The organism is Pseudomonas sp. GW821-FHT02H06, assembly GCF_059421525.1.
Map to the genome: position 1 here is coordinate 133,794 of NZ_JBWKVD010000013.1, position 23,676 is coordinate 157,469.

The following is a 23,676-nucleotide window of genomic DNA, read 5'->3' on the forward strand; positions in this document are numbered from 1 at the left end:
CTCCATGAAGGTGACTATGCACCAGAGGCACTGGCGCATTTGCATCACTCAGCGTTTGCTTTTGCCCTGATTGGCGAACAGGTTTCGCTCCCTAGCCCAGACAATGGCTTCCGCCCGGCTGTGCACGTCGAGCTTGGAATACACCGTCGCGACATGGTTGCGAATGGTGTTGAGCGCCAGGTTCAACCGTGCAGCGATCTCTTTGTCCGCCAGCCCCTCACAGATCAAACCCAGCACATCCCGCTCGCGAGCGGTCAGGTCGGTGAATGAAGCGCTGGGCATCTGTCGACTGTTGACCCGCTTGGCATTGGCCAGCTTTTCGATCAGCGTCTGGCTGAACCATGAGGCGTCCTGCATCACTGTTTCGATGGCCTCCACCAGCTCAAGCTCGGATCGCTTGCGCTCGGTAATGTCCATCAGTACGAAGAGGTAGCAGGCGTTGTCCTGAATCGTCACCGTGTCAGCGGCCAGCATGCAGTCCAGCGACTCGCTGCCTTTCTTGCGGACCTTCAGATCGAGCCCGTCGACGCGGCCGGTGGTTTCCAGGACGTTGAACAACCCGTCCATCACCGCGCCGTCCTCGATGAAGCCTAACTCCGCGACAGTCCGGCCAATCAGCTCCTGGGGGGTGTAACCGAGTGTGCTGAAGAACGCCTCGTTAGCTTCGACGATCTGTTGCCGATCAGCTGTACACACCAGTGTCGGCACCGGCGTCAGCTTGAACGCTTTGGCAAAACGCTCTTCGCTCTGGCGCAGCGCGGTTTCGGCTTTGCGTCTCGGCTCAAGGTCGGTGAACGAAAACAGCATGCAATCTTCTTCGTTCATGTCCAGCGGCTGCCCGGCGACGATGACCAGTTTGGTACCGCCCTCCGGCAACTTCAGCTCAGCCTGCATCTGCGGGATGGTCGCGCCCTGATTCAGACGCTCGATGGCAAGGTCCTTGCGCTCGGCATTTTCCAGCACGTCCACCTCGTACGCCGAGCGGCCAATCACGTTCTCTCTCGAGTGCCCGGTCATTTCCAGAAAGCCCTGATTGACCTTGATGAAGCGTAGATCACTCAGGCGGCAGATCACGGCGGGGGCGGGGTTGGCGTTGAAGGTCTTTTCGAAGCGCTGCTCGGCGCCGGCCCACTCCGTCGCGTCGGCGAGGATCAGCACCAGCGATTCGGGAGTGCCGGTGCTGTCTTCAAGCACCATGCTGCGGACGCGATGGACCCAGCTGCGGTCCTCTTCTTCACCGATCTTGCTGACCTCGATGAGCACGTCGCTGAACACCTCGCCTGCCGCCACGCGGCTGATCGGATATTGGTCAACGTCCAGCGGATGATTGTTGCGATAACGCAGGGAAAACTTTTCGCGATAGGCCTCGCCGTTGGCGCCCAGTTCGCTGATCTCTTCGACCCCGTGCATCAGCAGCGCCGCTTCGTTGGCCCAGATGATGGTCTGATCGACCTCCACCAGCATCACCCCGTCCGACAGACCCGAGATGATCTGCTGCAACTGGCGGCGGTTGGTTTCTCTGGCGAGGATGGCCTCTGACATGCTTGCTCTCCTGACGTCTCAATGCGGTCGGGCTTCGGTCAGCCGGGCGCTCCACGCTATCGGACCGGCTGGCAAAAGCTTAGTGCTGCAGCTTAGTGCAGCCGTGCTTGCGAGGGTCGGTGCGAATGCACCAGCCGAAGCGGTGCAAATGCGCCATCACATCTCTCAACGCGCTGATCAAACTGGTTTCACGTCTCATAAGACGCGGTGAGTCCGCCCTCGCAGGCTCGCCCTTATCAACGCAGGTGGTGCATTTGCACTGATACGTCGGTTGCACGCCTGATGTGCACCCCCTGCACCAGAGGAAATTTTCATGGCTTCGACCTACGCAACATCTGCTGTTCTGGGCAGCGCTTCGCCGTTTCGAGTGTCTTGGGGATCGGTGTTCGCTGGTGCGGCAATCACGCTGGTGACCTATCTGGTGCTCAGCGTGCTTGGCACGGCGATCGGCGCGGGCGCGCTTGATCCGATGGCTCAAGGCAACCCGCTCAGCGGTTTCGGCAAGGGCGCCGGCGCCTGGTTGTTTATCAGTACCCTGGTGGCCATTGCCGCCGGTGCCTGGGTGTCGGGTCGTACTGCGCCGGACCGTGGTGGTCTGCATGGTTTGCTCAGCTGGGCGGTCAGCACGTTGCTTACCACCTGGCTCCTCGCGTCGCTGGCCGGCTCGCTCGTCGGCACTGCCGGCAACATCGCCGGCAAGGGTATTTCCCTGGCGGCCGACGGCGTGGCTGCTGCCGCACCCGGTGTGGGCCAGAGCATCAAGCAACAGCTGGATAAGAACGGCATCAGCCTGGATTGGGACAGCCTGAAATCACAGCTGGACACTACGCTCAAGCAGTCCGGCAAGCCAGAGCTCGATCCTTCGAAGCTGGATCAGAAAGCTGACGTGGCTGGCGCCGATGCCAAGCAGACTGCAGAGCAGGCGTCTACCGATCCAACCCAGGCCGGCGATCAGTTGAAGCAGTGGTTTGATCGCGTCCAGAAAGCCGGCGAACCGGCCTTGAACGCTGCCGACAAGGACGCGCTGGTCAACATCGTTGCGGCCCGCACCGGCAAGAGCAAAGCCGAGGCGCAGCAGATCGTCGACAACTATGCCCAGGCCTATCAGCAAGCCGCGGCCAAAGTGGCGGAGCTCAAGCAGCAAGCTGAGCAACAGGCCCGTGAAGCGGCGGATGTCGCGGCCAAGCAGGTCGCCAAGGCGGCGTGGGGCACGTTCTTCATGCTGATCATCGGCGCGGCGTTGAGCTTTGGTCTGGCCCGTTATGCCCTGAGCTCGCGTCCTCGTCTGCTGGTCGAGACCGTGTAAGGTTTCAGCCGTCTCTTTTGATTCTGAATCCCTGAATCAAGCCTGGGCCCGGTGCGCAATGCTGTCGCACCGGGCCTTGTGCCGTTGACGCACCCTGAGTCACGCCGCTCGGATCACTCTCGTGCGACCCAACGCACGTTTCAAACTCTTGGAGTACAATGCGCGCCACCGTGATTTCGCTCATAAAAGGTGCGTCATGCAGCCCTTCGCTATTGCTCCTTCGATTCTGTCCGCCGATTTCGCCCGCCTGGGAGAGGAAGTCGACAACGTCCTGGCCGCTGGCGCCGACATCGTCCACTTCGACGTCATGGACAACCACTACGTCCCCAACCTGACGATCGGACCGATGGTCTGCGCGGCATTGCGCAAATACGGCATCACCGCGCCCATCGACGTTCACCTGATGGTCAGCCCGGTGGATCGCATCATCGGCGACTTCATCGAAGCCGGAGCAACCTTCATCACCTTCCACCCGGAAGCAACCCAGCACATCGACCGCTCTCTGCAACTGATCCGCGAAGGCGGCTGCAAGGCGGGTCTGGTGTTCAACCCTGCGACCCCGCTGAACCTGCTCGAATACGTCATGGACAAGGTCGACATGATCCTGCTCATGAGCGTCAACCCGGGCTTCGGCGGTCAGAAATTCATCCCCGGCACGATCAACAAGCTGCGCGAGGCCCGCGCGCTCATTGACGCGTCCGGTCGCGACATCCGTCTGGAGATCGACGGCGGCGTCAACGTCAACAACATCCGCGAGATCGCCGCAGCCGGTGCCGACACCTTCGTCGCAGGCTCGGCCATTTTCAACGCGCCTGATTACCGCGAAGTCATTGCGAAGATGCACGCAGAACTGGCGTTGGCCCGTTGACCAGCGGCTTCGAGCAGCTGTTTCCGGGCCGACTGCCCAAGCTGATCATGTTCGACCTCGACGGCACGCTGGTCGACTCGGTGCCGGATCTGGCTGCAGCTGTGGATAAAACCTTGATCCAGCTTGGCCGGCCGCCGGCAGGAATCGAACGGGTACGTGACTGGATCGGCAACGGTGTGCGCGTGCTGGTACGCCGCGCGTTGGCGAACGGCATGGATCACACCGCCGTGGATGAAGAGTCCACGGAGGCTGCGCTGGCGATTTTCATGGAGGCCTACAGCGGCAGGCACGCGCTGACCAAGGTCTACCCTGGCGTGCGGGAAACCCTGAAATGGCTGCAGAAGATGGGCGTCGAGATGGCGCTGATCACCAACAAGCCGGAGCGCTTTGTTGCGCCGTTGCTGGATGACCTAAAGCTCGGCCGGTTCTTTCGCTGGATCGTGGGTGGCGACACGCTGCCGCAGCAGAAACCCGACCCGGCGGCGCTGTTCTTTGTCATGAAAATGGCCGGCGTACCGGGGTCGCAGTCACTGTTCGTGGGTGACTCGCGCAACGACGTGCTGGCGGCGAAAGCGGCGGGTGTGGCCTGTGTGGCGTTGAGTTACGGCTACAACCACGGACGCCCGATCGCGGAAGAGTCACCGGCACTGGTCATCGACGATTTGCGCATGCTGATTCCGGGCAGTTCTGCCGGTTGCTTAGCGCAAGGCGCTGAGATAACGTTGCCCGACCTCAAGTCTCCCTCCTTTAGAGAATCCATCGTGGTGGTCACTCGCAAACTCTGGATGAAAGTCATCAAGGCCCTGGCCCGCTGGCGTTGGCGCGCCTGACTTGAATCTGGCCGGAATCCCGGCGCGTTTGCATCCCTGACCGTTTTCCCTCAGACCACGAGGCTGATATGACCCGCGAAGAATTCCTGCGTTTGGCCGCTGAAGGCTACAACCGCATTCCCCTTGCCTACGAAACCCTGGCCGACTTCGATACGCCGCTGTCGATCTATCTGAAGCTGGCTGACGAGCCCAACTCCTATCTGCTTGAGTCGGTGCAGGGCGGGGAGAAGTGGGGGCGTTATTCGATCATCGGGCTGCCATGCCGCACCGTCATGCGCGTGCATGACCATACCGTCAGCGTGACCCACGACCGCGTCGAGATCGAGCGCCTGGAAGTCAAAGACCCGCTGGACTTCGTCGAGACCTTCAAGGCCCGCTATAACGTTCCGACCATCGCCGGTCTGCCACGCTTCAATGGCGGCCTGGTGGGCTACTTCGGTTATGACTGCGTGCGTTATGTAGAGCCGCGTCTGGGCAAGTGCCCCAATCCTGATCCGTTGGGCGTGCCGGATATTCTGCTGATGGTGTCCGATGCCGTAGTGGTGTTCGATAACCTGGCCGGCAAGATGCACGCGATCGTCCTCGTCGATCCGGCTGAGCTTGAAGCCTACGAAGATGGCCTGGTGCGACTCGAAGCGTTGATGGAGAAATTGCGCCAGCCGATCACGCCCCGTCGTGGGCTGGACCTGACCCGTCCGCAGGCGGCGGATCCGGTGTTCCGTTCCAGCTTCACCCAGTCGGATTATGAAAAAGCCGTCGACACCATCAAGGAATACATCCTGGCGGGCGATTGCATGCAGGTCGTACCGTCCCAGCGCATGTCCATCGACTTCAGCGCCGCCCCGATCGACCTGTATCGCGCGCTGCGGTGCTTCAATCCGACGCCGTACATGTACTTCTTCAACTTCGGCGACTTCCATGTCGTCGGCAGTTCGCCGGAAGTGCTGGTGCGGGTCGAAGACAACTTGATCACCGTGCGCCCGATTGCCGGGACGCGTCCCCGTGGCGCCACCGAAGAAGAAGATCACGCGCTGGAAGTCGATCTGCTGTCCGATGACAAAGAGATCGCCGAGCACCTGATGCTCATCGACCTGGGACGCAACGACACCGGGCGCGTTTCGGAAGTCGGCTCGGTGAAGCTCACCGAGAAGATGGTCATCGAGCGTTATTCGAATGTCATGCACATCGTGTCCAACGTCACCGGTCAGCTGAAAAGCGGCCTGACTGCGATGGATGCGCTGCGGGCCATCTTGCCGGCGGGCACGTTGTCGGGCGCGCCGAAGATTCGTGCGATGGAAATCATCGACGAGCTGGAGCCGGTCAAGCGTGGTGTGTACGGCGGCGCCGTGGGCTACTTTGCCTGGAACGGCAACATGGACACCGCGATTGCCATTCGTACCGCGGTGATCAAGAACGGCGAGCTGCACGTGCAGGCCGGTGGCGGGATTGTCGCCGACTCTGTGCCAGCGCTGGAGTGGGAAGAAACCCTCAACAAGCGCCGCGCGATGTTCCGAGCGGTAGCCCTGGCGCAGCAGACGCCTGAGGCTTGATGGTTGGTCTGCTCATGAAAACGGCGCCCGGGGCGCCGTTTTTTATGCCGAACACAAATCCGTTGTAGGAGTGAGCTTGCTCGCGAAGGCTGATTCCGCGCCGCTCAATCTTTAGCGTGCTCAACGAAACCTTCGCGAGCAGGTGGAGCGCCACCCGGGGCGCTCCGACATGTTTTAAGTGCGTCAGAAATCCAGACTCACCGCCAGATTCACCCCTTGCTGCGTCACGTCATCATTCTTGCGCCAGTTATAGCCGGCCCGCAGCGTCAGGTCCGGCGCCAGTTTCTGGCTCAGGCCCACGCTTGCACGATTCAAACTGCGCTGGGGGTCATAGCCTTTTAGATCAAAGTCCACGCCCGGCACGCTGTTCAGCGCGATGGTCACGTCCTGCTGATCGGTGTCGAACTCGCGCTCATGGGCCACTTCGCCAAACACTTGAGTCTGCGGCGTGACGTCGAACTTGCCTTGCAGCCCCGCGCCTAAACGTTTCGACTTGCGCGTCTGGTCGTCGTAATTAAGTGCCGTCGCGCGCGCACTGTTCTCCGAATAGCCATCGACATTGACGTGGGAATAGTCGGCGCTGATGAACGGCGAGAAATGCCAGCGACTGCTCTGCTCGGCCAGATCAAAGCCCACGCGGCCACTGATGGCCCACAGGTCGCCGTCGGTGTCGCCTTTCTCTGCCCCTTCGCTGATGCCCAGCGCGAACTTGCGCTTGAGGTTGTCGTAGTCGAGCTTTCCGCCCGAAGCGGCCAGGTCCGCCCACCAGTGTTGCGCCTGATATTGCACGAACGCGGTCGCGATATAGCTGTTGAGTTTGTAGTCCGAGTCCTTGGCACCGGCTTCGAGGGTTTGCCGGTAAGCGCCCGCAACCAGGCCGGCTCTCCAATCCTCGGCGAAGCGGTAGCTGCCACCCACTGTGAGGTTGTAGCCATGACCGTCGCCGCTGGCGGAATTGCTTTGCGCGTCGAAATCCATTTTCTGACCGCCGCCGGCGACGATGGCGCGCCATTCACCAACGTTCTGCCAGTTGCCCCAGTCCGCCAGCCACTGACTGCGCAGTTCATCCTGCTGCGCGCGCAACGTACCGTTGGCCATTTCCGGCAGCAGAGTGGTCTCCCACGGTGCCGACAGAATCGAATACCCGTAATCGGCGATCAATCGCTGACCCGCCACGGTCGGATGCACGCCGTCGTTGAACAGCAGCTTGGTCGGATCCGGCGTCAGGCCGCCAATCCCGTAGACGCTGTTGGCGGTGCAGTTGTTGCCGTTGAAACAGGTGCCAACCAAGTTCTGATCGGCCGCCAGCCCGTAGCGCGCCGGGTCGGTCAGGACATCACGTATGAGCCCCGGGACATTGAGCGGAATGACCTCGGCATCAATTTGCCCTAGCCGATTCACCAACTGCTGGTTGAACACCCCGCTCAGCAACGTCGATGGCCCCTGTAATGGTGTGCCGAATACAGCGGGCGTGCGGCCGATGTCCGGCAGCAGCCAGACCATGATGTAACGCGCGCCGGCCTGGGACAGGATTTGTGCGCCGTTCGCCAGGTTGTTGGCAGCGTTGACGGCCTGTCCCGCACTCAGCACCCGGCCCTGAAGGAAGTCGTTGCCGCCCCCGGTCAGGTAGTAAAGGGCGTTCGGGTCAGCCCGCGAGCTGTTTTCAACCAGATAACCGGGTCGTGTCCGGAACACCGTCGTGACGCCCGTCGACGCATCGGTGTTGGCAACCTGTGATTGGGTGGTGATCGCCGCGAGGATCTGATCGGTCCGGTCGCCGCCCACGGCCCAGTTATTGCCGTCCGCCAACCCTTGCGCCGCGCGAACGGGGGAGGTCGACGCCTGCAAATCACCGGGCGCCACGCCAAGCATTCCGCCCAGCAACGTTGATGAGTTCAGACCGAATGCCTCTCCGCTGCCGTTCAGGTACGTCGGGCCGGTGCGGTTGGTGAAGCGCAAGGTGGCGCCCGGTGGTCCGCCCGCATCGGGGAACTGTCCGGCGTCGGCGAGGCTGTCGCCGAACACGATCATCGTTGAATAGGGGGAAGAGGCGGCCAGGGCGGAGGAGCAAGCGAGCGAGAGCAGGCAAGCCGCGAACGGCCAGCGCAGTGTGGCTTTGAGCATGGGGGCATCCCTTATTGTTTTAGTGCTGTACGAGAAGGTAGCAGCCGCGACACAAATCACCCACGATGCTGTGGCATTCACGGCAAATATTCTGTACCGCCTTCCACGCTGCAATCTGCACCTTGCGAGCGTTCAAATCCTGCCAATCGGCCTCTGGGCCGCGCCATCCGGGCACTGCGATATTGCGCGGCCTGCGGCGGTACGCTACTGTGCGGCAACGTATGAACGAGACCTTTCCTGTGTCGATTGTCAGCAGCTTCTTGATGCGCGTTATCAAGGGCCACGCCCGTTGGCGTTGGCGCGCCTGACTATTTCCCCCGCCGGCCCCGCCGGATCTGTATTGATATGCCTTCTGATGCCTCGGTTTTGCAGTGCCTCGCCGGAACACTTCCTGCGACCCCTCTGCGTGCCACTGAGGTCAGTAAACAGAAGGCCACGTTATAAAGTCAGTCATTCAAAAGGTTAAGCACCATGCTGCTGATGATCGATAACTACGACTCCTTCACCTACAACGTCGTGCAGTACTTGGGCGAGCTGGGTGCCGACGTCAAAGTCATTCGCAACGACGAGATGACCGTCGCCGAAATCGAAGCCCTGAACCCCGAGCGCATTGTCGTTTCCCCCGGCCCGTGCACGCCGAACGAAGCCGGCGTGTCCATTGACGTGATCAAACACTTTGCCGGCAAGCTGCCTGTGCTCGGCGTCTGCCTGGGCCATCAGTCAATCGGCCAGGCGTTTGGCGGCGACGTAGTGCGTGCGCGCCAGGTCATGCACGGCAAGACCAGCGAGCTGATCCACGAAGACAAAGGCGTGTTCGAAGGCCTCAAGCATCCGCTGACTGTGACCCGCTATCACTCGCTGGTGGTCAAGCGCGAGACACTCCCGGACTGCCTGGAATTAACCGCTTGGACTCAGCTCGAAGACGGCTCGGTCGATGAAGTCATGGGCCTGCGACACAAAACCCTTAACGTTGAGGGCGTGCAATTTCACCCTGAGTCGATTCTTTCCGAGCAGGGCCACGAGCTGTTCGCCAACTTCCTCAAGCAGACTGGCGGCACCCGTCAGGGTTAAGGGCAATTCGACATGGCAATGGATATCAAAACGGCGCTGGGCCGGGTTGTGAATCAACTGGACCTGAGCACCGATGAAATGCGCGACGTCATGCGCGAAATCATGACCGGCCAGTGCACACAGGCGCAGATCGGCGCATTCCTGATGGGCATGCGCATGAAGAGCGAAAGCATCGACGAAATCGTCGGTGCCGTGTCGGTCATGCGCGAGCTGGCGGATCAGGTACAGCTCAAGACGCTGGACGGCGTGGTCGACATCGTCGGCACCGGTGGCGATGGCGCGAACATCTTCAACGTCTCGACCGCCGCCTCATTCGTGATCGCGGCGGCCGGTTGCACAGTGGCCAAACACGGCAATCGCGCGGTCTCCGGCAAGAGCGGCAGCGCTGATCTACTGGAAGCCGCAGGCGTATACCTGAACCTGACCCCGGTACAAGTGGCGCGCTGCATCGACAGCGTCGGTATCGGCTTCATGTTCGCGCAAACCCATCATGGCGCCATGAAACACGCCGCCGGGCCACGCAAGGAACTGGGCCTGCGGACCCTGTTCAACATGCTCGGCCCACTGACCAATCCTGCCGGCGTCAAGCATCAGGTGGTCGGCGTGTTCAGTCAGGCGCTGTGCCGGCCATTGGCCGAGGTGCTACTGCGCATGGGCAGCAAACACGTGCTGGTGGTGCATTCCCAGGATGGCCTGGACGAATTCAGCATCGCCGCGCCGACGTTTGTCGCGGAACTGAAGAACGGCGAAGTGACCGAATACTGGGTGCAGCCGGAAGATCTGGGCATGAAGAGCCAGAGCCTGTTCGGCCTGGTGGTCGACAGCCCGGCGCAGTCGCTGGAATTGATTCGCGACGCGTTGGGGCGGCGCAAATCCGAGCACGGCCAGAAAGCCGCTGAAATGATCGTGCTCAACGCCGGCGCCGCGCTTTACGCGGCTGACCATGCGTCGTCATTGAGGGAAGGCGTGGCCTTGGCCCACGACGCATTGCACACGGGCCTGGCCCGCGAGAAGCTGGAAGAACTGGGTGCCTTTACCGCGGTATTCAAGCAGGAGAATGAAGAATGAGCGTGCCGACGGTATTGGAAAAGATTCTGGCCCGAAAGGTCGAGGAAGTCGCTGCGCGCCGTGCCAGCGTCAGCCTCGCCGAGTTGGAAACCTTGGCCGCCGCAGCCGATGCGCCGCGTGGGTTCGCTAAAGCAATGATTGCTCAGGCCAAGCGCAAGCAGCCGGCCGTCATTGCAGAAATCAAGAAGGCTTCGCCGAGCAAAGGCGTGATCCGCGAAAATTTCCAGCCGGCGGAGATCGCCAAGAGCTACGAAGCGGGCGGGGCCACCTGCCTTTCTGTGCTCACTGACATTGATTTCTTTCAAGGCGCTGACGAGTATCTGAAGCAAGCCCGGGCGGCGTGCTCGCTGCCGGTGATCCGCAAGGACTTCATGATCGACCCGTATCAGATTGTCGAAGCGCGGGCATTGGGCGCCGATTGCATCCTGTTGATCGTGTCGGCACTGGATGATGTGAAGATGGCCGAGCTGGCATCGGTCGCCAAAGATGTCGGCCTCGACGTGCTGGTTGAAGTCCACGATGGCGACGAGCTGGAGCGGGCACTCAAAACCCTCGACACCCCGCTGGTGGGCGTCAACAACCGCAACTTGCACACGTTCGACGTCAGCCTGGAAACCACCCTCGACCTGCTGCCACGTATTCCCCGTGATCGGCTGGTCATTACCGAAAGCGGTATTTTCCACCGCGCCGATGTCGAGCTCATGGAAATCAGCGATGTCTATTCCTTCCTGGTGGGCGAGGCGTTCATGCGCGCCGAGAAGCCGGGCGTGGAACTGCAGAGACTGTTCTTCCCGGAGAAAGGCACGGCGATCAAGTCCGGCGGGCTGGACTGATCCAGGGTTGTAGGCCAGAAAGCCATCGCTCTTCGCGTCAGGAGGCAGCATGACCCTTCAGCTCTTGGAAACCTGCGTTGAAGCCGGCCTCAAGGCCGAGCAAGACCTCCTGGCGTCGGTGTGTGATGGCCACGCTGACAGTGGCTTGCTGTTCTGGCGGCCTATTGATCGCGCGTTGGTTATGCCACGCCGGTTGAGTCGGCTTCCCGGCTTCACTGAAGCCAGCGAAACCCTCGCCGACAGTGGCTGGCCCGTCCTGTTGCGTGAAAGTGGCGGCGAGCCGGTGCCGCAATCTTCTTCAACCGTCAATGTGGCGCTCGTGTATGTCCAGCCGGACACCGATCTGGATCGCGACCGCATCGAAAATGCCTACATGCGCCTGTGTCAGCCGATCCTCGATACCCTGGGGGAGCTGGGCGGCGCTGCATCCCTGGGCGAAGTCGAAGGCGCCTTCTGCGATGGCCGCTTCAACGTCAACCTCAACGCTCGCAAGATGGTCGGCACCGCGCAGCGCTGGCGCCAGAGTCAGGGTGGCAAACGGCCGGTGGTCTTGGCCCATGCCGCGATGTTGCTGGATGATGAGCGCGTGGCAATGGTCAACGCGGTCAACCGCTTCAATGAGACCTGCGAGCTGGATCAACGCTGCAAAGCAGAAAGCCACATTGCTTTGCATGAGCTATTTGACGCGCCGGATTTTCTAACCCGCCTGAGGGAACGATATGAACGCCTGCTCGCCCGGATCTGATTCCGCTGCGGGCATCGATCACGTCGTTAGCGGGTGCCGAACACCACCATGGTTTTGCCCCGGACATGCACCAGATTCTGCTCTTCGAGTGACTTGAGCACACGACCGACCATTTCTCGGGAACACCCCACGATACGGCCAATCTCCTGGCGGGTGATCTTGATCTGCATGCCATCGGGGTGGGTCATCGCGTCGGGCTGTTTGCATAGATCGAGCAAGCTGCGGGCAACGCGCCCGGTGACGTCCAGAAACGCCAGATCGCCGACCTTGCGCGTGGTGTTGCGCAGCCTTTCGGCGATCTGCGAACCGATGGCGTACATCAACTCAGGGTCATGCTGACTGAGCTCGCGGAATTTGGCGTAGCTGATTTCGGCCACTTCACATTCGGTTTTAGCACGCACCCAGGCGCTGCGCTGGGCGCCGGCGGCCGTCTGCTGAAACAGCCCCAGTTCGCCAAAGAAATCCCCGCTGTTCAGGTAGGCCACAATCATCTCGCGGCCTTCGTTGTCTTCGATCAGGATCGTCACCGAGCCCTTGATGATCAGGTATAGCGAGTCCGATTCTTCGCCTGCGCAAATGATGTTGCTCTTCGCCGGGCATCGTCGTCGCTGGGCGTGCGGCAGCAGTTTGTCGGCGATTTTCATCTTGTTCGGAGGCGGCACGGCGAGCATGGCTGTATCCCGTAAAAAACTGCGCCCTGAGGCATTCCTAGAGGTATCGGCAGTATTTCCGATTTAACGCAGTTCAACAGCGGCAATTAGCCTTTTTTTCAGACACTTCCTACATTTCGGTCGTTTTCGGGCATGTCCAGTCCACTCAGCGACGGTAGGGCCCTGTGCTAAGCTGGCCGCCATTTTTCAAGCATTGGAGTCCGGTGATGAAGGCGCGTATTCAATGGGCGGGTGAGTCGATGTTCCTCGGTGAGTCCGGCAGCGGCCATGTGGTCGTGATGGATGGCCCACCCGAAAGCGGCGGTCGCAACCTGGGTGTTCGCCCGATGGAAATGGTGCTGATTGGCCTGGGTGGCTGCAGCAACTACGACGTGGTCAGCATCCTCAAGAAAGCCCGTCAGCCCATCGAAAGCTGCGAGGCGTTTCTGGAAGCAGAGCGCGCCAGCGAAGATCCCAAGGTGTTCACCAAGATCCACCTGCACTTTGTGGTTAAAGGACGCGGTCTGAAAGAAACGCAGGTCAAGCGTGCGATCGAGTTGTCGGCCGAGAAATACTGCTCGGCATCGATCATGCTGGGTAATGCGGGCGTCGAAATCACCCACGATTACGAGATCATCGAACTGGGCTGAGCAACGCTCAATTTTCACAAAAGCGGTGCAGGCTATGGCATGCGACTTCTGACGTCTGCATAATGCGCCCCTTTTTCAGGGCGCGACCGCCGGATAGCCGGCTCGCCTCCGACCAGACAACCAAAATCGCCAACGCGAAGAGGTGTTAACCGTCCTACGCAGCTGAGCCGGGCTCAGTTGACGGGCATGCTTGATCACGCGGCCAGCGCCGCACCCATATAGAGAGTTTTTAACGGTGAAAAGCAAACTCAAGCTCCACGGGTTCAATAACCTGACCAAGACCTTGAGCTTCAACATCTATGACATCTGCTATGCGGAAACCCCGCAGGACCAGCAGGCTTACGTCGAGTACATCAACAGCGTGTACGACGCCGAACGCCTGACGCGGATTCTCACCGATGTCGTCGATATCATTGGCGCGAACATCCTGAACATCGCGCGTCAGGACTACGACCCACAAGGCGCCAGTGTGACCATTCTGATCTCCGAGCAGCCGGTCACGCCGACTGACAGCCAGATCGAAGAATCGCCGGGCCCGCTGCCCGAGACTATCCTCGCGCACCTGGACAAGAGCCACATCACGGTTCACACCTATCCTGAAATCCATCCCGTAGACGGCATCGCCACCTTCCGAGTGGACATCGACGTGTCGACCTGCGGCGTGATCTCGCCGTTGAAAGCGCTGAACTACCTGATCCACAAGTTCGAGTCCGACATCGTGACCGTCGACTATCGCGTGCGCGGTTTCACCCGTGACGTCGAAGGCAAGAAGCACTTCATCGACCACGAGATCAACTCGATCCAGAATTACCTTTCCGACGACACCCGCGACAGCTACCAGATGACTGACGTGAACGTGTACCAGGAAAACCTGTTCCACACGAAAATGCTGCTCAAGCAGTTCGAGCTGGACAACTACCTGTTCGGCGACGCCACCAGCAATCTCTCCGCTGAACAGCGCGAGCAGGTGACTGGTCGGGTGAAGCACGAGATGCTCGAAATCTTCTACGGCCGCAACATGCCGGTCTAAGGTTTCAGCGGTACAAAAAAAGGCGCCTCTAGAGGCGCCTTCTTTGTATCTGGCCTTCAACGATAATCGGGCTCCGTAATAACAGCCCGAAATCGCAGTTTCGGTCAGATCCTGTAGGTGGTCTTGGTCATGACTTTGGCGATCAGGCTCATGCCGAATTTCACCGGCGCCGGAAAGCGGAATCCGCCTGCCTCGATCGCGCTTTCGGCGTGTTGCTCCTCGTCGGCACACATCTGTTTGAGAATCGCACGGGACTTCTCGTCCTCGACCGGCAATTGCTCCAGATGCTCATTCAAATGCTTGCAGACTTGATCTTCCGTCGCGGCAACGAAGCCCAGGCTGATCCGATCACTGATCAAGCCCGCCACTGCGCCGATGCCGAACGAAGCGCCGTAGAACAGCGGGTTGAGCACACTGGTATGACTGCCTAACTGATGAATGCGTTGCTCGCACCACACCAGGTGGTCGATTTCTTCCTCGGCGGCGTGCTCCATGGCTTTGCGCACCTGAGGCAATTTCGCGGTAAGCGCCTGCCCCTGATACAACGCCTGAGCACAGACTTCGCCGGTGTGATTAATGCGCATGAGCCCGGCGACATGTCGAGTGTCGGTCTCATTCATCTTGATATCGGGTTGAACAATGGCAGGCGAGGGTCGCTGTGCGTGCGCGCTGACGGGCAGCAGCGTCTTCATCGCAGCGTCGGCCTGAAGCAGAAAACGGTCGATAGGGGAGTAGTGACGTTCGGTAGCCATGGGCGCCTCCGGGTAAATCCACGATGGCCAGTCTACCGCAAACGATGAAGCCGGGCTTGTCCGGCGTCAGCCCGCCGAGGCGCAAGGCACGCACCCGGCAGGTCGATAGAATCCGAACGCGGTGACTCAGCCCGGCGGCCAGTTCATCTGGCGCTGACCCAGCACGTGCATGTGAATGTGATAAACGGTCTGCCCGCCTTTCTCGTTGGTGTTCATGACCACGCGAAAGCCGTCCTCGCAACCCAGTTCTTTCGCCAAGCGCTGCGCCGTGAACAGGATATGGCCCAGCAGCCCTTTATCGTCTTCAGTCACGTCGTTGAGGGTGGCGATCGGCTTCTTCGGAATGACCAGAAAATGCACTGGCGCCTGTGGGGCGATGTCGTGAAAGGCCAGCACTTGATCATCTTCGTAGATGATCTTCGCCGGGATTTCGCGGTTGATGATCTTGGTGAACAAAGTATCCACAGCCTTCTTGCTCCGTTTCGAGGGGGATGAAGGCAGTGTACTGAGCGTCCCGGGTCACGCCCAGCCGTTTGTTGCGACGGGTCGCGTCAGACTGACGTACGAGATTTGAGAATCGAGCCCCAGAGTTTTCGCGTCATCCAGCGACCGGCGAAGCGCGGAACCCGCGTCAGCAGCCTGTTACGCCAACCCGGGATAATCACCGCACGGTTCTTTTCCAGCGCGCGAACCGTGTACAGCGCAACTTCTTCGGCGGTCATGTGTTTGTCGTGGGTGAACTTGCCGGCGTCCAGCTGTGCGGTGCGGAAAAACGCCGTTCGCGTCGGCCCGGGGCACAACACCGAAACCTTCACGCCGGTTTTATGCAGCTCCTCGCGAAGCCCCTCGGAAAAATGCAGTACATACGCTTTGCTCGCGGCGTAGGTGCTCATCCACGGCCCTGGTTGAAAGCCCATGATCGAAGCAACGTTGAGAATCTGACCGCCGCCTTGGACCGCCATCAGGTTGCCAACCGTGTGACACAGCCGCGTCAATGCGAGCACATTAAGGTCGAGCAGGTCCTGCTCTTGCGCCCATTCTTGAGCGAGAAACGGCCCGCTGTTGCCGATGCCCGCGCAGTTGACCAACAAATCGATGCTTCGCGCGCCCTCTTCGAGCTCTAGCAGAAAGCCCGAGAGGCGCAGCGGTTCACCCAGATCGCAGGCGCGGAACAGCACCTCGACGCCAAACCGTTGGGTGAACTCAAGCGCAATGCTTTCCAGCATTTCCCGGTGCCTGGCCACCAGAATAAGGTTGCGACCTCGGCGGGCGAGGGCTTCTGCCATCGCCAGGCCAATACCGCTGGATGCCCCTGTGACCATGGCGTAACGGGTCATGCAATTCTCCAGTGTTTGCAGCTCGTATTGAGACAGCGTCCTTGCTGCCAGATAGTTATTGGTCGTCGTTGCTGTCGGACGAGTCACCAATATCTACAGGATCAACGGGGACGGTCGGTTCTTCCGCGTCATTGGTGTCATTGGTGTCATCGTCGTAGGGCAATGCTTGTTCGTATGCGCTGGTGGTGGCTTCAACTTCTTCCTGAATGGTTTTCAGGCCACCCATCACCCCAGCCACGATCGCCAGCGCCAGTACCACAATCCAGATCACTGCGAGGGCTTTGACGCGTGGCGTATTGGCGGGCGGCGGCGGACCATACTGATTAGGGCCTGTGCTACCGGGCACGGCCATCATCACGATTGGAAAGAAGCTGCCCACCACCGGCACCAGATTCAGCAGCAGCAGCCAGGCCGACATACCGGCGTCATGCAGGCGCTGGGCGCCGATCTGGACACTGATGACGACAAACGCGACGAACGCGACGGTGCCCAGCAGCCCTCCCGCCACGAGCGAAACGCTGAGAACGCCGACACACAGGGCGGCGACCAGTATGGCCACGCCCACCAGCGCCATGCTCCACGCCAGATAGCGCAGACGGCCGATCCGCCCCTGAGTGGTAAACACCTTTAATTCGCCGACGGCGGGCCAGTCTTGTGCAACCGGTGTGCGCGGCGGCGCGTAGGGCGATACCGCGGGTTCGAAATACGGACGCTGGGGCGCGTGTTCAACGACTTCTTCAAGGCTCAGTGATACCGAATCCTCAGGCTCGATACGGCCTTCGACACCCGCATCGTTCAGCGCCGCGAGATAGCGCTGCGCGTCGTCTCGCGTCAGACTGCGCTTGATGGTCACCGGGTTGCCGGTGAATAGACGATCAACGCCGGAAACGTCAGTCTTGAACAGCTGCGCCAGGTTCAGGCGCGCTGTTTCCAGCTCAACACCTGTCCGCAACTGTCCCTCGAAAACGATCTTGAAGTGCTCCGCCATGCTGGCTTCCTTGTCTTTTGAGTTCATACGATGTGAGCAGTGCGCGTCAGAACGGTTTGACGACTACCAGAATGACCACAGCCAGCAGGATCAACACCGGTATCTCGTTGAACCAGCGATAGAACACATGGCTGCGGCCTGGTACTCCGCGCGCGAAGCGTTTGACCTGAGCGCCGCACACGTGGTGATAGCCAATCAGCAGGACGACCAGGGTGAGCTTGGCATGCAACCAGCCTTGCTGCAGGAAACCCGGGGCCAGGACGATCAGCCAGATACCGAATACCAGTGTGGCGATCATCGAGGGAATCATGATGCCCCGGTACAACTTGCGCTCCATGGTGCAGAAACGCTCGCGGCTAACCGAGTCTTCGCTCATGGCGTGATAGACGAACAACCGCGGAAGATAGAACAGGGCTGCGAACCAGCACACCATGGCGACGATATGCAGGGCTTTGATCCAGAGATAGAGCATTTTGGTTTGTTTCCAGGAACACGGTGCCAAATAGTAGTGGCTTCGGCGCCCGTACGTCACGTTCGCGGTTGTCCCATTGGCAATCGACCCATATGATCAGCGGCTTTCCGCTGGTTTCGTTGAGGGGCAGGTTATGGTCAAGGTCGGTATCGTCGGCGGTACGGGTTACACCGGCGTCGAGTTGTTGCGTCTTCTGGCGCAACACCCGGAGGCTGAAGTGGTTGCGATCACCTCGCGCTCCGAGGCAGGTCTGCCTGTCGCTGACATGTATCCAAACCTGCGCGGTCACTATGACGGTCTGGCGTTCAGTGTGCCGGACGCCAAGGTGCTTGGCGCCTGCGACGTGGTGTTCTTCGCCACGCCTCACGGTGTCGCACATGCGTTAGCGGGCGAGTTGCTCGCCGCTGGCACCAAGGTCATCGACCTCTCCGCCGATTTTCGTCTGCAAGATCCGGTCGAGTGGGCCAAGTGGTACAACCAGCCCCATGGTGCACCGGAGCTGCTCGACGAGGCGGTATACGGCCTGCCGGAAGTCAACCGCGAGCACATCAAAGGCGCACGCCTGATTGCGGTTCCGGGTTGCTATCCCACCGCCACTCAGCTGGGCTTTCTGCCGCTGCTCGAAGCGGGCCTTGCTGATGCATCACGATTGATCGCCGACTGCAAATCGGGTGTCAGTGGTGCAGGTCGCGGCGCCAGCGTGGGCTCGCTGTATTCCGAAACCAGCGAGAGCTTCAAGGCTTATGCCGTTAAAGGGCATCGCCATCTTCCCGAAATCACCCAAGGGCTGCGTCGTGCAGCCGGCGGCGATGTCGGGCTGACGTTCGTGCCGCACCTGACGCCGATGATCCGTGGCATTCACGCCACGTTGTACGCGACCGTCGTCGACAGGTCGGTCGATCTGCAGGCGTTGTTTGAAAAACGCTATGCCAATGAGCCATTCGTCGACGTGATGCCCGCCGGCAGCCATCCGGAAACCCGCAGCGTACGTGGAGCCAACGTCTGCCGCATGGCTGTGCACCGTCCGCAGGATGGCGATCTGGTGGTGGTGCTGTCGGTCATCGACAATCTGGTCAAAGGCGCTTCGGGCCAGGCCGTGCAGAACATGAACATCATGTTTGGCCTCGATGAGCGCCTGGGGCTGTCCCACGCGGGGATGTTGCCTTAACAGCGCCAAGTCGTACGCTTCAGGTTGTAAGCCGGTAGCTGGCTGTTTCTTGCAGCTTGTCGCTTGCGGCTTGTGGCTGCCGTGACAATAGTTGACCAATTTTCTAGGAGAAGCGGATAATGCGCGACATTACGCATTATGACGGCTTAGCGCCGGGAGATTTTGAGCATGAGCGTTGAATCCTTCACCCCTGTGGCTTTGGAATTCACCCACGGTGCCGCGCACAAGGTGAAAACTCTGGTCGATGAAGAGGGCAATGACCGCCTGAAGCTCCGCGTCTTCGTGACCGGTGGCGGTTGTTCCGGCTTTCAGTACGGCTTCACGTTTGATGAAGACGTCGCCGAAGATGACACGATTGTTGAGCGCGAGGGTGTCAGCCTGGTGGTTGACCCCATGAGCTTCCAGTACCTGGCAGGTGCGGAAGTGGATTATCAGGAGGGTCTGGAAGGCTCTCGCTTCGTAATCAAGAATCCTAATGCCGCGACTACTTGCGGCTGCGGCTCTTCGTTTTCGATCTGATCCAACCGTCGCACACAAAAACGCCGCGCATTTGCGCGGCGTTTTGCATGGCGAGGGTAGAGCTTAGGCCGGGTAGATTGCGCCCAGAACACGCAACCCTTTGGCCCCGGTCACGCTCGGACGGTTGGCGGGTACGCTTTCCAGTGCGCAATGGGCAAGCCAGGCGAACGCCATTGCTTCCACCCAATCAGGATCAACGCCGAATTCCGCTGTGCTTGTGACCTTTGTTGCCGGCAGCAGCGCCGCCAGTCGACCCATCAATGCCTTGTTGTGAGCGCCGCCGCCGCAGACCAGCAGCTCTTTGGTCTGCGCCTGTGCCGATTGCAGCGACTCGGTAATGCTCAATGCGGTGACTTCCAGAAGTGTAGCCTGCACGTCTTCGGGTCTCAGCGTTGGCATCTGGAACAAATGGTGATGAACCCAGCCAAGGTTGAACACTTCACGGCCGGTGCTTTTCGGGCCCTTGGTCTGGAAGAACTGATCACTGAGCATGGACTTGAGCAGCGCATCATTGACTATTCCACTCGCGCCCCACGCGCCATCGCGGTCATAGCTCACGCCACGCTGTGCTTGTATCCACGCGTCGAGCAACACGTTGCCAGGACCTGAATCGAACCCGGAAACCGGTTTGTCGATCTCGATCAAGCTGAGGTTGCTGAAACCACCGACGTTGAGTACGGCGCGGTAGTCCTTGTTATCGTCGAACAACGCTTCGTGGAATGCCGGAACCAGCGGCGCGCCCTGTCCACCTGCAGCGATATCGCGCTTGCGGAAGTCACTGACAACGGTGATGCCGGTCATTTCGGCGAGCAGGGCAGGGTTGCCAATCTGAATGGTGAAGCCACGGGCCGGTTCGTGGCGAATCGTCTGGCCGTGGCTGCCAATCGCGCGGATTTCGCCGGCTGACACGTTCTGCTGATCCAGCAGGGCCAGTACGCCTTGAGCCGCGAGATGAACCCATTTCTGCTCGGCGATGCCGGCACGGGCCAGCTCATCCGGACCGCTGGCGCATAGCCCCAGCAGTTCGGCGCGAAGATCGTCCGGCATGGGAATGTAGTAGGTGCCGAGCAAACGTGGTCGGTCATCCTGTTCTACCAGCGCGAAGTCGAGTCCATCCAGACTGCTTCCGGACATTACACCTACATATAAAGTCATGGGTCAGCGCTTACTCGAGGCCAGCATGGTGGCCTTTTCCTGGTCCATGCGAGCCATCAAAGGTTGGCTCTCCTGCATGAACCGCTGTTTTTCGGACTTGGCGATCGGGTCAGCCATCGGCAGCTTCTGCCCCAACGGGTCGACATGAACGCCGTTTACCTGAAACTCGTAATGAACATGAGGACCCGTGGACAGGCCGGTGGTTCCAATATAGCCAATGACTTGGCCCTGCTTGACGCTGGATCCGGACTGAATACCCTTGGCAAAACCCTGCATGTGGCCGTACAGCGTCCGGTAGGTCTCACCGTGCTGAATGATCACGGTATTGCCGTAGCCGCCGCGCCGACCGGCAAGAATGACTTTGCCGTCGCCGGTCGCCTTGATTGGCGTACCACGAGGTGCAGCGTAGTCGATGCCTTGGTGGGCGCGAATCTTGTTCAGGATCGGGTGTTTGCGACCGGATGAAAACAGTGAGCTGATGCGGGCGAATTCGACCGGGGTACGGATGAATGCCTTACGCATGCTGTTGCCATCGGCGGTGTAGTAGTTGGTGTTGCCTTGCTTGTTCGTATAACGCACTGCGGTGTAAGTCTTGCCACGGTTTACAAAGCGCGCCGAAAGAATATTGCCCGTACTGACCGTCTTGCCGTTGACGACCTTTTGCTCGTAGATGACATCGAATTCGTCACCTTTGCGGATATCCTGGGTGAAGTCGACGTCGTAGCCGAAGATGTTTGCCATCTCCATGGTCATGGTATGGCTAAGGCCTGCACGCTGGGCGGATTGCGACAGCGAGTTGTTGATCATGCCGTGCACATAGGCAGTGCGAACATTGGGTTTGCTTACGTCACGGGTAAACGTGTAGCCCTTGTCTGTCCGGGACAAGCTGATGCTTTCTGTCTCGCTCAGCTTGCTGTGCAGCTGCTTAAGGCTGCCTTCAGGCGACAGTTCGAACTGCAGAACCTGGCCGTTTTTCAACTGGCTGAATTGCTTGGCTTGTTTGTCGCTGGCAATAACGTCATGCACTGCCGTTGCGGGTAAGCCAACTTTGCCGAACAGCGTCGACAGCGTATCGCCTTTCGATACCACCACTTCCCGGTGGGTGGGACCTTTGGCAGTGGCAACCTCTTTCGGCGCAGCCTTTGTGTCGGTGGAGGGCTTCGCTGTTTCAGTCGGCTCAGTCGCATCACCTTCGATCTGGGCGAAGGGAGAATCTACCGGCGCCTCTGTGGCTTGAGTCTGTTTTTGAGCGTCTTGTTCTTGCTCGATCTGATCAGCGGGTGTGTCCAGTTCAAGAGCAAGGTTTGTTCGTTTGGCTTCGACGTCACTGGATGGGAATACGAGGAGAGCCAGGCTGAGCAGTGCGGCGATACCGCTGGCTGCTAGCAGGTGGCTCTTCGGATAAAGCGGTGGCGCTTTAGGCGGAGTGTCGGTCATAGGTAATTTTGACTTTGAAAAAAGATGAAATGGAAAAGATGAATGACATGATGAAGATGAAATAACTGTATAAAATATAACCAAATCTCGCCTGAGGCAAGCTTGCGATCGGCTCGCTCCGCGATTCGTCGAGCACCTATTGTCAGAACTTGTATTTGGGCGCTGATCTTGTATGGTTGTTTCCCTTTGAAATAAGGCATTACGGGGCGGTTATGAAGTCGGTTGAAGAGCAGCTAGCGCTGATCAAGCGCGGTGCAGATGAACTCCTGGTCGAGGCCGAGCTGATCACAAAGCTCAAGCGTGGGCAGCCACTTCGCATCAAGGCCGGTTTTGATCCAACCGCGCCCGACCTGCACCTCGGGCACACAGTGCTAATTAATAAGCTGCGTCAATTCCAGGATCTCGGGCATCAGGTGATTTTCCTGATTGGCGATTTCACCGGGATGATCGGCGATCCAAGCGGCAAGAGCGCTACCCGTCCCCCGCTTACGCGCGAGCAAGTGCTCGACTATGCCGAGACCTATAAAGCTCAGGTCTTCAAGATTCTGGATCCGGCCAAAACCGAGGTGGCCTTCAATTCCACCTGGATGGACCAGCTGAGCCCCGCTGACTTCATTCGGCTTTCTTCCCAATACACCGTTGCCCGTATGCTTGAGCGTGATGACTTCGACAAGCGTTACAAGTCGAACCAGTCGATCGCCATCCACGAATTCCTTTATCCGCTGGTGCAGGGTTACGACTCGGTTGCCTTGCGCGCGGACGTCGAGCTGGGTGGCACCGATCAGAAATTCAACTTGCTCATGGGGCGTGAGCTTCAGCGCGCCTATGGTCAGGAGGCTCAGTGTGTTCTGACGATGCCGTTGCTGGAAGGGTTGGACGGCGTCAAGAAGATGTCCAAGTCCTTGGGTAACTATGTAGGTATCCAGGAAGCGCCCGGCATTATGTACAGCAAGCTCGTCTCTATTCCTGATGCGCTGATGTGGCGTTACTTTGAGCTGCTGAGCTTCCGCTCCATGGAAGAGATCGCTGCCTTTAAGGCGGATTGCGAAGCCGGGGCGAATCCGCGCGACATCAAGATCAAGCTTGCCGAAGAGATTGTCGCGCGCTTCCATGGTGAAGAGGCTGCAGCTTCTGCCCATCGTTCTGCAGGCAATCGTATGAAGGATGGGGAGCTTCCGGAAGATCTTCCGGAGATCGAGCTGGCCGCTTCCGAAGACATGCCGATTGCTGCCGTCCTTAATAAGGCGGGGCTGGTAAAGAACTCGGCAGTCGCTCGCGACCTGCTGGCATCCGGCGGCGTGCGTATAGATGGTGAGGTGGTGGAGCGCGGGTTTGTATTCAAGCTGGGGGCGACCCATGTTTGCCAGGCCGGCAAGAAGGCGTTCGGGCGGATTACACTTCGCTTGGAATAAAGTTTAAATAAGTGCTTGACGCCCCTCTGGATCTGTCTATAATTCGCCCCACTTCCGGCGCAGACGAAACGGAAAACTCCTTGATAATCAACGAGTTGGACGAAGTAAGCAGCGAGGAATGCTTCGGTTCAGATGCTTGAATCGACAGCGGTGAAAAAGGCAGTTGACA

At 59.5% G+C, this 23,676-nt stretch carries 24 protein-coding genes; 13 read left to right on the top strand and 11 right to left on the bottom strand.

All coding sequences use genetic code 11. The features are described from left to right. Positions 1-48: 48 nt before the first annotated feature. The gene (locus tag AC07VF_RS20060) at positions 49-1,542 is read right to left on the bottom strand and encodes a helix-turn-helix transcriptional regulator (protein WP_192173094.1); all 1,494 of its coding nucleotides are present in this window, start codon (positions 1,540-1,542) and stop codon (positions 49-51) included. A gap of 313 nt (positions 1,543-1,855) precedes the next feature. Here AC07VF_RS20060 and AC07VF_RS20065 point away from each other — a divergent pair, with 313 nt between their 5' ends. The 4 genes from AC07VF_RS20065 to trpE all read left to right on the top strand — a co-directional run bounded on the left by AC07VF_RS20065 (position 1,856) and on the right by trpE (position 6,096). Then, entirely contained in the window at positions 1,856-2,848 is a 993-nt protein-coding gene (locus tag AC07VF_RS20065) for a hypothetical protein (protein ID WP_495009424.1), read from the top strand. A gap of 196 nt (positions 2,849-3,044) precedes the next feature. Continuing rightward, positions 3,045-3,716, top strand: a complete 672-nt coding sequence (gene rpe, locus AC07VF_RS20070) for a ribulose-phosphate 3-epimerase (protein ID WP_122536580.1) — start codon at positions 3,045-3,047, stop codon at positions 3,714-3,716. Positions 3,717-3,763: 47 nt separating this feature from the next. Beyond that, on the top strand, positions 3,764-4,546 hold the full coding sequence (locus AC07VF_RS20075) for a phosphoglycolate phosphatase (protein ID WP_192173235.1): 783 nt from the start codon (positions 3,764-3,766) through the stop codon (positions 4,544-4,546). A gap of 68 nt (positions 4,547-4,614) precedes the next feature. Continuing rightward, positions 4,615-6,096: an anthranilate synthase component I gene (trpE, locus tag AC07VF_RS20080; protein ID WP_192173092.1), complete on the top strand. Its 1,482-nt coding sequence runs from the start codon at positions 4,615-4,617 to the stop codon at positions 6,094-6,096. 183 nt (positions 6,097-6,279) lie between these two features. Here the strand turns inward: trpE and estP are convergent, their stop codons facing one another. Continuing rightward, a complete protein-coding gene (gene estP / locus AC07VF_RS20085) occupies positions 6,280-8,220 on the bottom strand; it encodes an esterase EstP (RefSeq protein WP_192173091.1) in 1,941 nt (646 codons plus the stop codon). Between the two features lie 471 nt (positions 8,221-8,691). Here estP and AC07VF_RS20090 point away from each other — a divergent pair, with 471 nt between their 5' ends. Genes AC07VF_RS20090 through AC07VF_RS20105 form a run of 4 tightly spaced genes read left to right on the top strand, consistent with a single transcriptional unit; the run spans position 8,692 to position 11,937 of the window. Next, positions 8,692-9,291, top strand: a complete 600-nt coding sequence (locus AC07VF_RS20090) for an aminodeoxychorismate/anthranilate synthase component II (RefSeq protein ID WP_282372476.1) — start codon at positions 8,692-8,694, stop codon at positions 9,289-9,291. Between the two features lie 18 nt (positions 9,292-9,309). Next, entirely contained in the window at positions 9,310-10,359 is a 1,050-nt protein-coding gene (gene trpD / locus AC07VF_RS20095; protein WP_192173234.1) for an anthranilate phosphoribosyltransferase, read from the top strand. Continuing rightward, positions 10,356-11,192: an indole-3-glycerol phosphate synthase TrpC gene (trpC, locus tag AC07VF_RS20100; protein ID WP_192173089.1), complete on the top strand. Its 837-nt coding sequence runs from the start codon at positions 10,356-10,358 to the stop codon at positions 11,190-11,192. Before trpD ends, trpC begins: the two co-directional genes overlap by 4 nt. Before the next feature lie 49 nt (positions 11,193-11,241). Then, entirely contained in the window at positions 11,242-11,937 is a 696-nt protein-coding gene (locus tag AC07VF_RS20105; RefSeq protein ID WP_192173088.1) for a lipoate--protein ligase family protein, read from the top strand. Positions 11,938-11,963: 26 nt separating this feature from the next. On the opposite strand, the gene crp is transcribed toward AC07VF_RS20105, so the two are convergent. Beyond that, a complete protein-coding gene (crp, locus tag AC07VF_RS20110; protein WP_192173087.1) occupies positions 11,964-12,608 on the bottom strand; it encodes a cAMP-activated global transcriptional regulator CRP in 645 nt (214 codons plus the stop codon). Between the two features lie 206 nt (positions 12,609-12,814). On the opposite strand from crp, the gene AC07VF_RS20115 reads away from it, so the two are divergent. Both AC07VF_RS20115 and speD read left to right on the top strand, forming a co-directional pair. Further along, entirely contained in the window at positions 12,815-13,237 is a 423-nt protein-coding gene (locus tag AC07VF_RS20115) for an OsmC family protein (protein WP_192173086.1), read from the top strand. Positions 13,238-13,472: 235 nt separating this feature from the next. Then, positions 13,473-14,267 carry an adenosylmethionine decarboxylase gene (speD, locus tag AC07VF_RS20120; protein ID WP_037019204.1) on the top strand — a complete coding sequence of 265 codons (795 nt, stop codon included), beginning with the start codon at positions 13,473-13,475 and terminating at the stop codon, positions 14,265-14,267. 104 nt (positions 14,268-14,371) lie between these two features. Here speD and coq7 read toward each other — a convergent pair whose 3' ends face one another. From coq7 to hemJ, 5 genes are all read right to left on the bottom strand, one after another. After that, entirely contained in the window at positions 14,372-15,019 is a 648-nt protein-coding gene (coq7, locus tag AC07VF_RS20125; RefSeq protein ID WP_192173085.1) for a 2-polyprenyl-3-methyl-6-methoxy-1,4-benzoquinone monooxygenase, read from the bottom strand. 126 nt (positions 15,020-15,145) lie between these two features. Further along, a complete protein-coding gene (locus AC07VF_RS20130) occupies positions 15,146-15,484 on the bottom strand; it encodes a histidine triad nucleotide-binding protein (protein WP_065991361.1) in 339 nt (112 codons plus the stop codon). Positions 15,485-15,570: 86 nt separating this feature from the next. After that, positions 15,571-16,356, bottom strand: coding sequence for an SDR family NAD(P)-dependent oxidoreductase (locus tag AC07VF_RS20135; RefSeq protein WP_282372471.1), 786 nt, complete (start codon positions 16,354-16,356; stop codon positions 15,571-15,573). Between the two features lie 55 nt (positions 16,357-16,411). Continuing rightward, positions 16,412-17,344, bottom strand: a complete 933-nt coding sequence (locus AC07VF_RS20140; RefSeq protein ID WP_495009425.1) for a DUF805 domain-containing protein — start codon at positions 17,342-17,344, stop codon at positions 16,412-16,414. A gap of 46 nt (positions 17,345-17,390) precedes the next feature. After that, positions 17,391-17,816 carry a protoporphyrinogen oxidase HemJ gene (gene hemJ, locus AC07VF_RS20145; protein WP_346627128.1) on the bottom strand — a complete coding sequence of 142 codons (426 nt, stop codon included), beginning with the start codon at positions 17,814-17,816 and terminating at the stop codon, positions 17,391-17,393. 133 nt (positions 17,817-17,949) lie between these two features. Here hemJ and argC point away from each other — a divergent pair, with 133 nt between their 5' ends. Both argC and erpA read left to right on the top strand, forming a co-directional pair. Next, positions 17,950-18,984: an N-acetyl-gamma-glutamyl-phosphate reductase gene (gene argC, locus AC07VF_RS20150; protein WP_495009426.1), complete on the top strand. Its 1,035-nt coding sequence runs from the start codon at positions 17,950-17,952 to the stop codon at positions 18,982-18,984. 168 nt (positions 18,985-19,152) lie between these two features. Continuing rightward, entirely contained in the window at positions 19,153-19,503 is a 351-nt protein-coding gene (gene erpA / locus AC07VF_RS20155; protein WP_122536594.1) for an iron-sulfur cluster insertion protein ErpA, read from the top strand. A 63-nt stretch (positions 19,504-19,566) separates the two neighbouring features. On the opposite strand, the gene AC07VF_RS20160 is transcribed toward erpA, so the two are convergent. Both AC07VF_RS20160 and AC07VF_RS20165 read right to left on the bottom strand, forming a co-directional pair. Continuing rightward, positions 19,567-20,658, bottom strand: a complete 1,092-nt coding sequence (locus tag AC07VF_RS20160; RefSeq protein ID WP_192173080.1) for an anhydro-N-acetylmuramic acid kinase — start codon at positions 20,656-20,658, stop codon at positions 19,567-19,569. A gap of 3 nt (positions 20,659-20,661) precedes the next feature. Then, positions 20,662-22,095: a peptidoglycan DD-metalloendopeptidase family protein gene (locus AC07VF_RS20165; RefSeq protein ID WP_192173079.1), complete on the bottom strand. Its 1,434-nt coding sequence runs from the start codon at positions 22,093-22,095 to the stop codon at positions 20,662-20,664. A 212-nt stretch (positions 22,096-22,307) separates the two neighbouring features. Between AC07VF_RS20165 and tyrS the strand changes: the two genes are divergently transcribed. Next, positions 22,308-23,507, top strand: a complete 1,200-nt coding sequence (tyrS, locus tag AC07VF_RS20170) for a tyrosine--tRNA ligase (RefSeq protein WP_346627126.1) — start codon at positions 22,308-22,310, stop codon at positions 23,505-23,507. Here tyrS and AC07VF_RS20175 read toward each other — a convergent pair. Continuing rightward, positions 23,488-23,676: hypothetical protein (locus AC07VF_RS20175; protein WP_495031061.1), on the bottom strand; the 189-nt coding region annotated here is incomplete at its 5' end. The genes tyrS and AC07VF_RS20175 overlap by 20 nt on opposite strands.

Excerpts from the sequence above, each read along its gene's own strand:
- AC07VF_RS20060 (WP_192173094.1), bottom strand. The coding sequence starts at position 1,542 with ATGTCAGAGGCCATCCTCGCCAGAGAAACCAACCGCCGCCAGTTGCAG.
- AC07VF_RS20065 (WP_495009424.1), top strand. The coding sequence starts at position 1,856 with ATGGCTTCGACCTACGCAACATCTGCTGTTCTGGGCAGCGCTTCGCCG.
- rpe (WP_122536580.1), top strand. The coding sequence starts at position 3,045 with ATGCAGCCCTTCGCTATTGCTCCTTCGATTCTGTCCGCCGATTTCGCC.
- AC07VF_RS20075 (WP_192173235.1), top strand. The coding sequence starts at position 3,764 with ATGTTCGACCTCGACGGCACGCTGGTCGACTCGGTGCCGGATCTGGCT.
- trpE (WP_192173092.1), top strand. The coding sequence starts at position 4,615 with ATGACCCGCGAAGAATTCCTGCGTTTGGCCGCTGAAGGCTACAACCGC.
- estP (WP_192173091.1), bottom strand. The coding sequence starts at position 8,220 with ATGCTCAAAGCCACACTGCGCTGGCCGTTCGCGGCTTGCCTGCTCTCG.
- AC07VF_RS20090 (WP_282372476.1), top strand. The coding sequence starts at position 8,692 with ATGCTGCTGATGATCGATAACTACGACTCCTTCACCTACAACGTCGTG.
- trpD (WP_192173234.1), top strand. The coding sequence starts at position 9,310 with ATGGATATCAAAACGGCGCTGGGCCGGGTTGTGAATCAACTGGACCTG.
- trpC (WP_192173089.1), top strand. The coding sequence starts at position 10,356 with ATGAGCGTGCCGACGGTATTGGAAAAGATTCTGGCCCGAAAGGTCGAG.
- AC07VF_RS20105 (WP_192173088.1), top strand. The coding sequence starts at position 11,242 with ATGACCCTTCAGCTCTTGGAAACCTGCGTTGAAGCCGGCCTCAAGGCC.
- crp (WP_192173087.1), bottom strand. The coding sequence starts at position 12,608 with ATGCTCGCCGTGCCGCCTCCGAACAAGATGAAAATCGCCGACAAACTG.
- AC07VF_RS20115 (WP_192173086.1), top strand. The coding sequence starts at position 12,815 with ATGAAGGCGCGTATTCAATGGGCGGGTGAGTCGATGTTCCTCGGTGAG.
- coq7 (WP_192173085.1), bottom strand. The coding sequence starts at position 15,019 with ATGGCTACCGAACGTCACTACTCCCCTATCGACCGTTTTCTGCTTCAG.
- AC07VF_RS20135 (WP_282372471.1), bottom strand. The coding sequence starts at position 16,356 with ATGACCCGTTACGCCATGGTCACAGGGGCATCCAGCGGTATTGGCCTG.
- AC07VF_RS20140 (WP_495009425.1), bottom strand. The coding sequence starts at position 17,344 with ATGGCGGAGCACTTCAAGATCGTTTTCGAGGGACAGTTGCGGACAGGT.
- hemJ (WP_346627128.1), bottom strand. The coding sequence starts at position 17,816 with ATGCTCTATCTCTGGATCAAAGCCCTGCATATCGTCGCCATGGTGTGC.
- argC (WP_495009426.1), top strand. The coding sequence starts at position 17,950 with ATGGTCAAGGTCGGTATCGTCGGCGGTACGGGTTACACCGGCGTCGAG.
- erpA (WP_122536594.1), top strand. The coding sequence starts at position 19,153 with ATGAGCGTTGAATCCTTCACCCCTGTGGCTTTGGAATTCACCCACGGT.
- AC07VF_RS20160 (WP_192173080.1), bottom strand. The coding sequence starts at position 20,658 with ATGACTTTATATGTAGGTGTAATGTCCGGAAGCAGTCTGGATGGACTC.
- AC07VF_RS20165 (WP_192173079.1), bottom strand. The coding sequence starts at position 22,095 with ATGACCGACACTCCGCCTAAAGCGCCACCGCTTTATCCGAAGAGCCAC.
- tyrS (WP_346627126.1), top strand. The coding sequence starts at position 22,308 with ATGAAGTCGGTTGAAGAGCAGCTAGCGCTGATCAAGCGCGGTGCAGAT.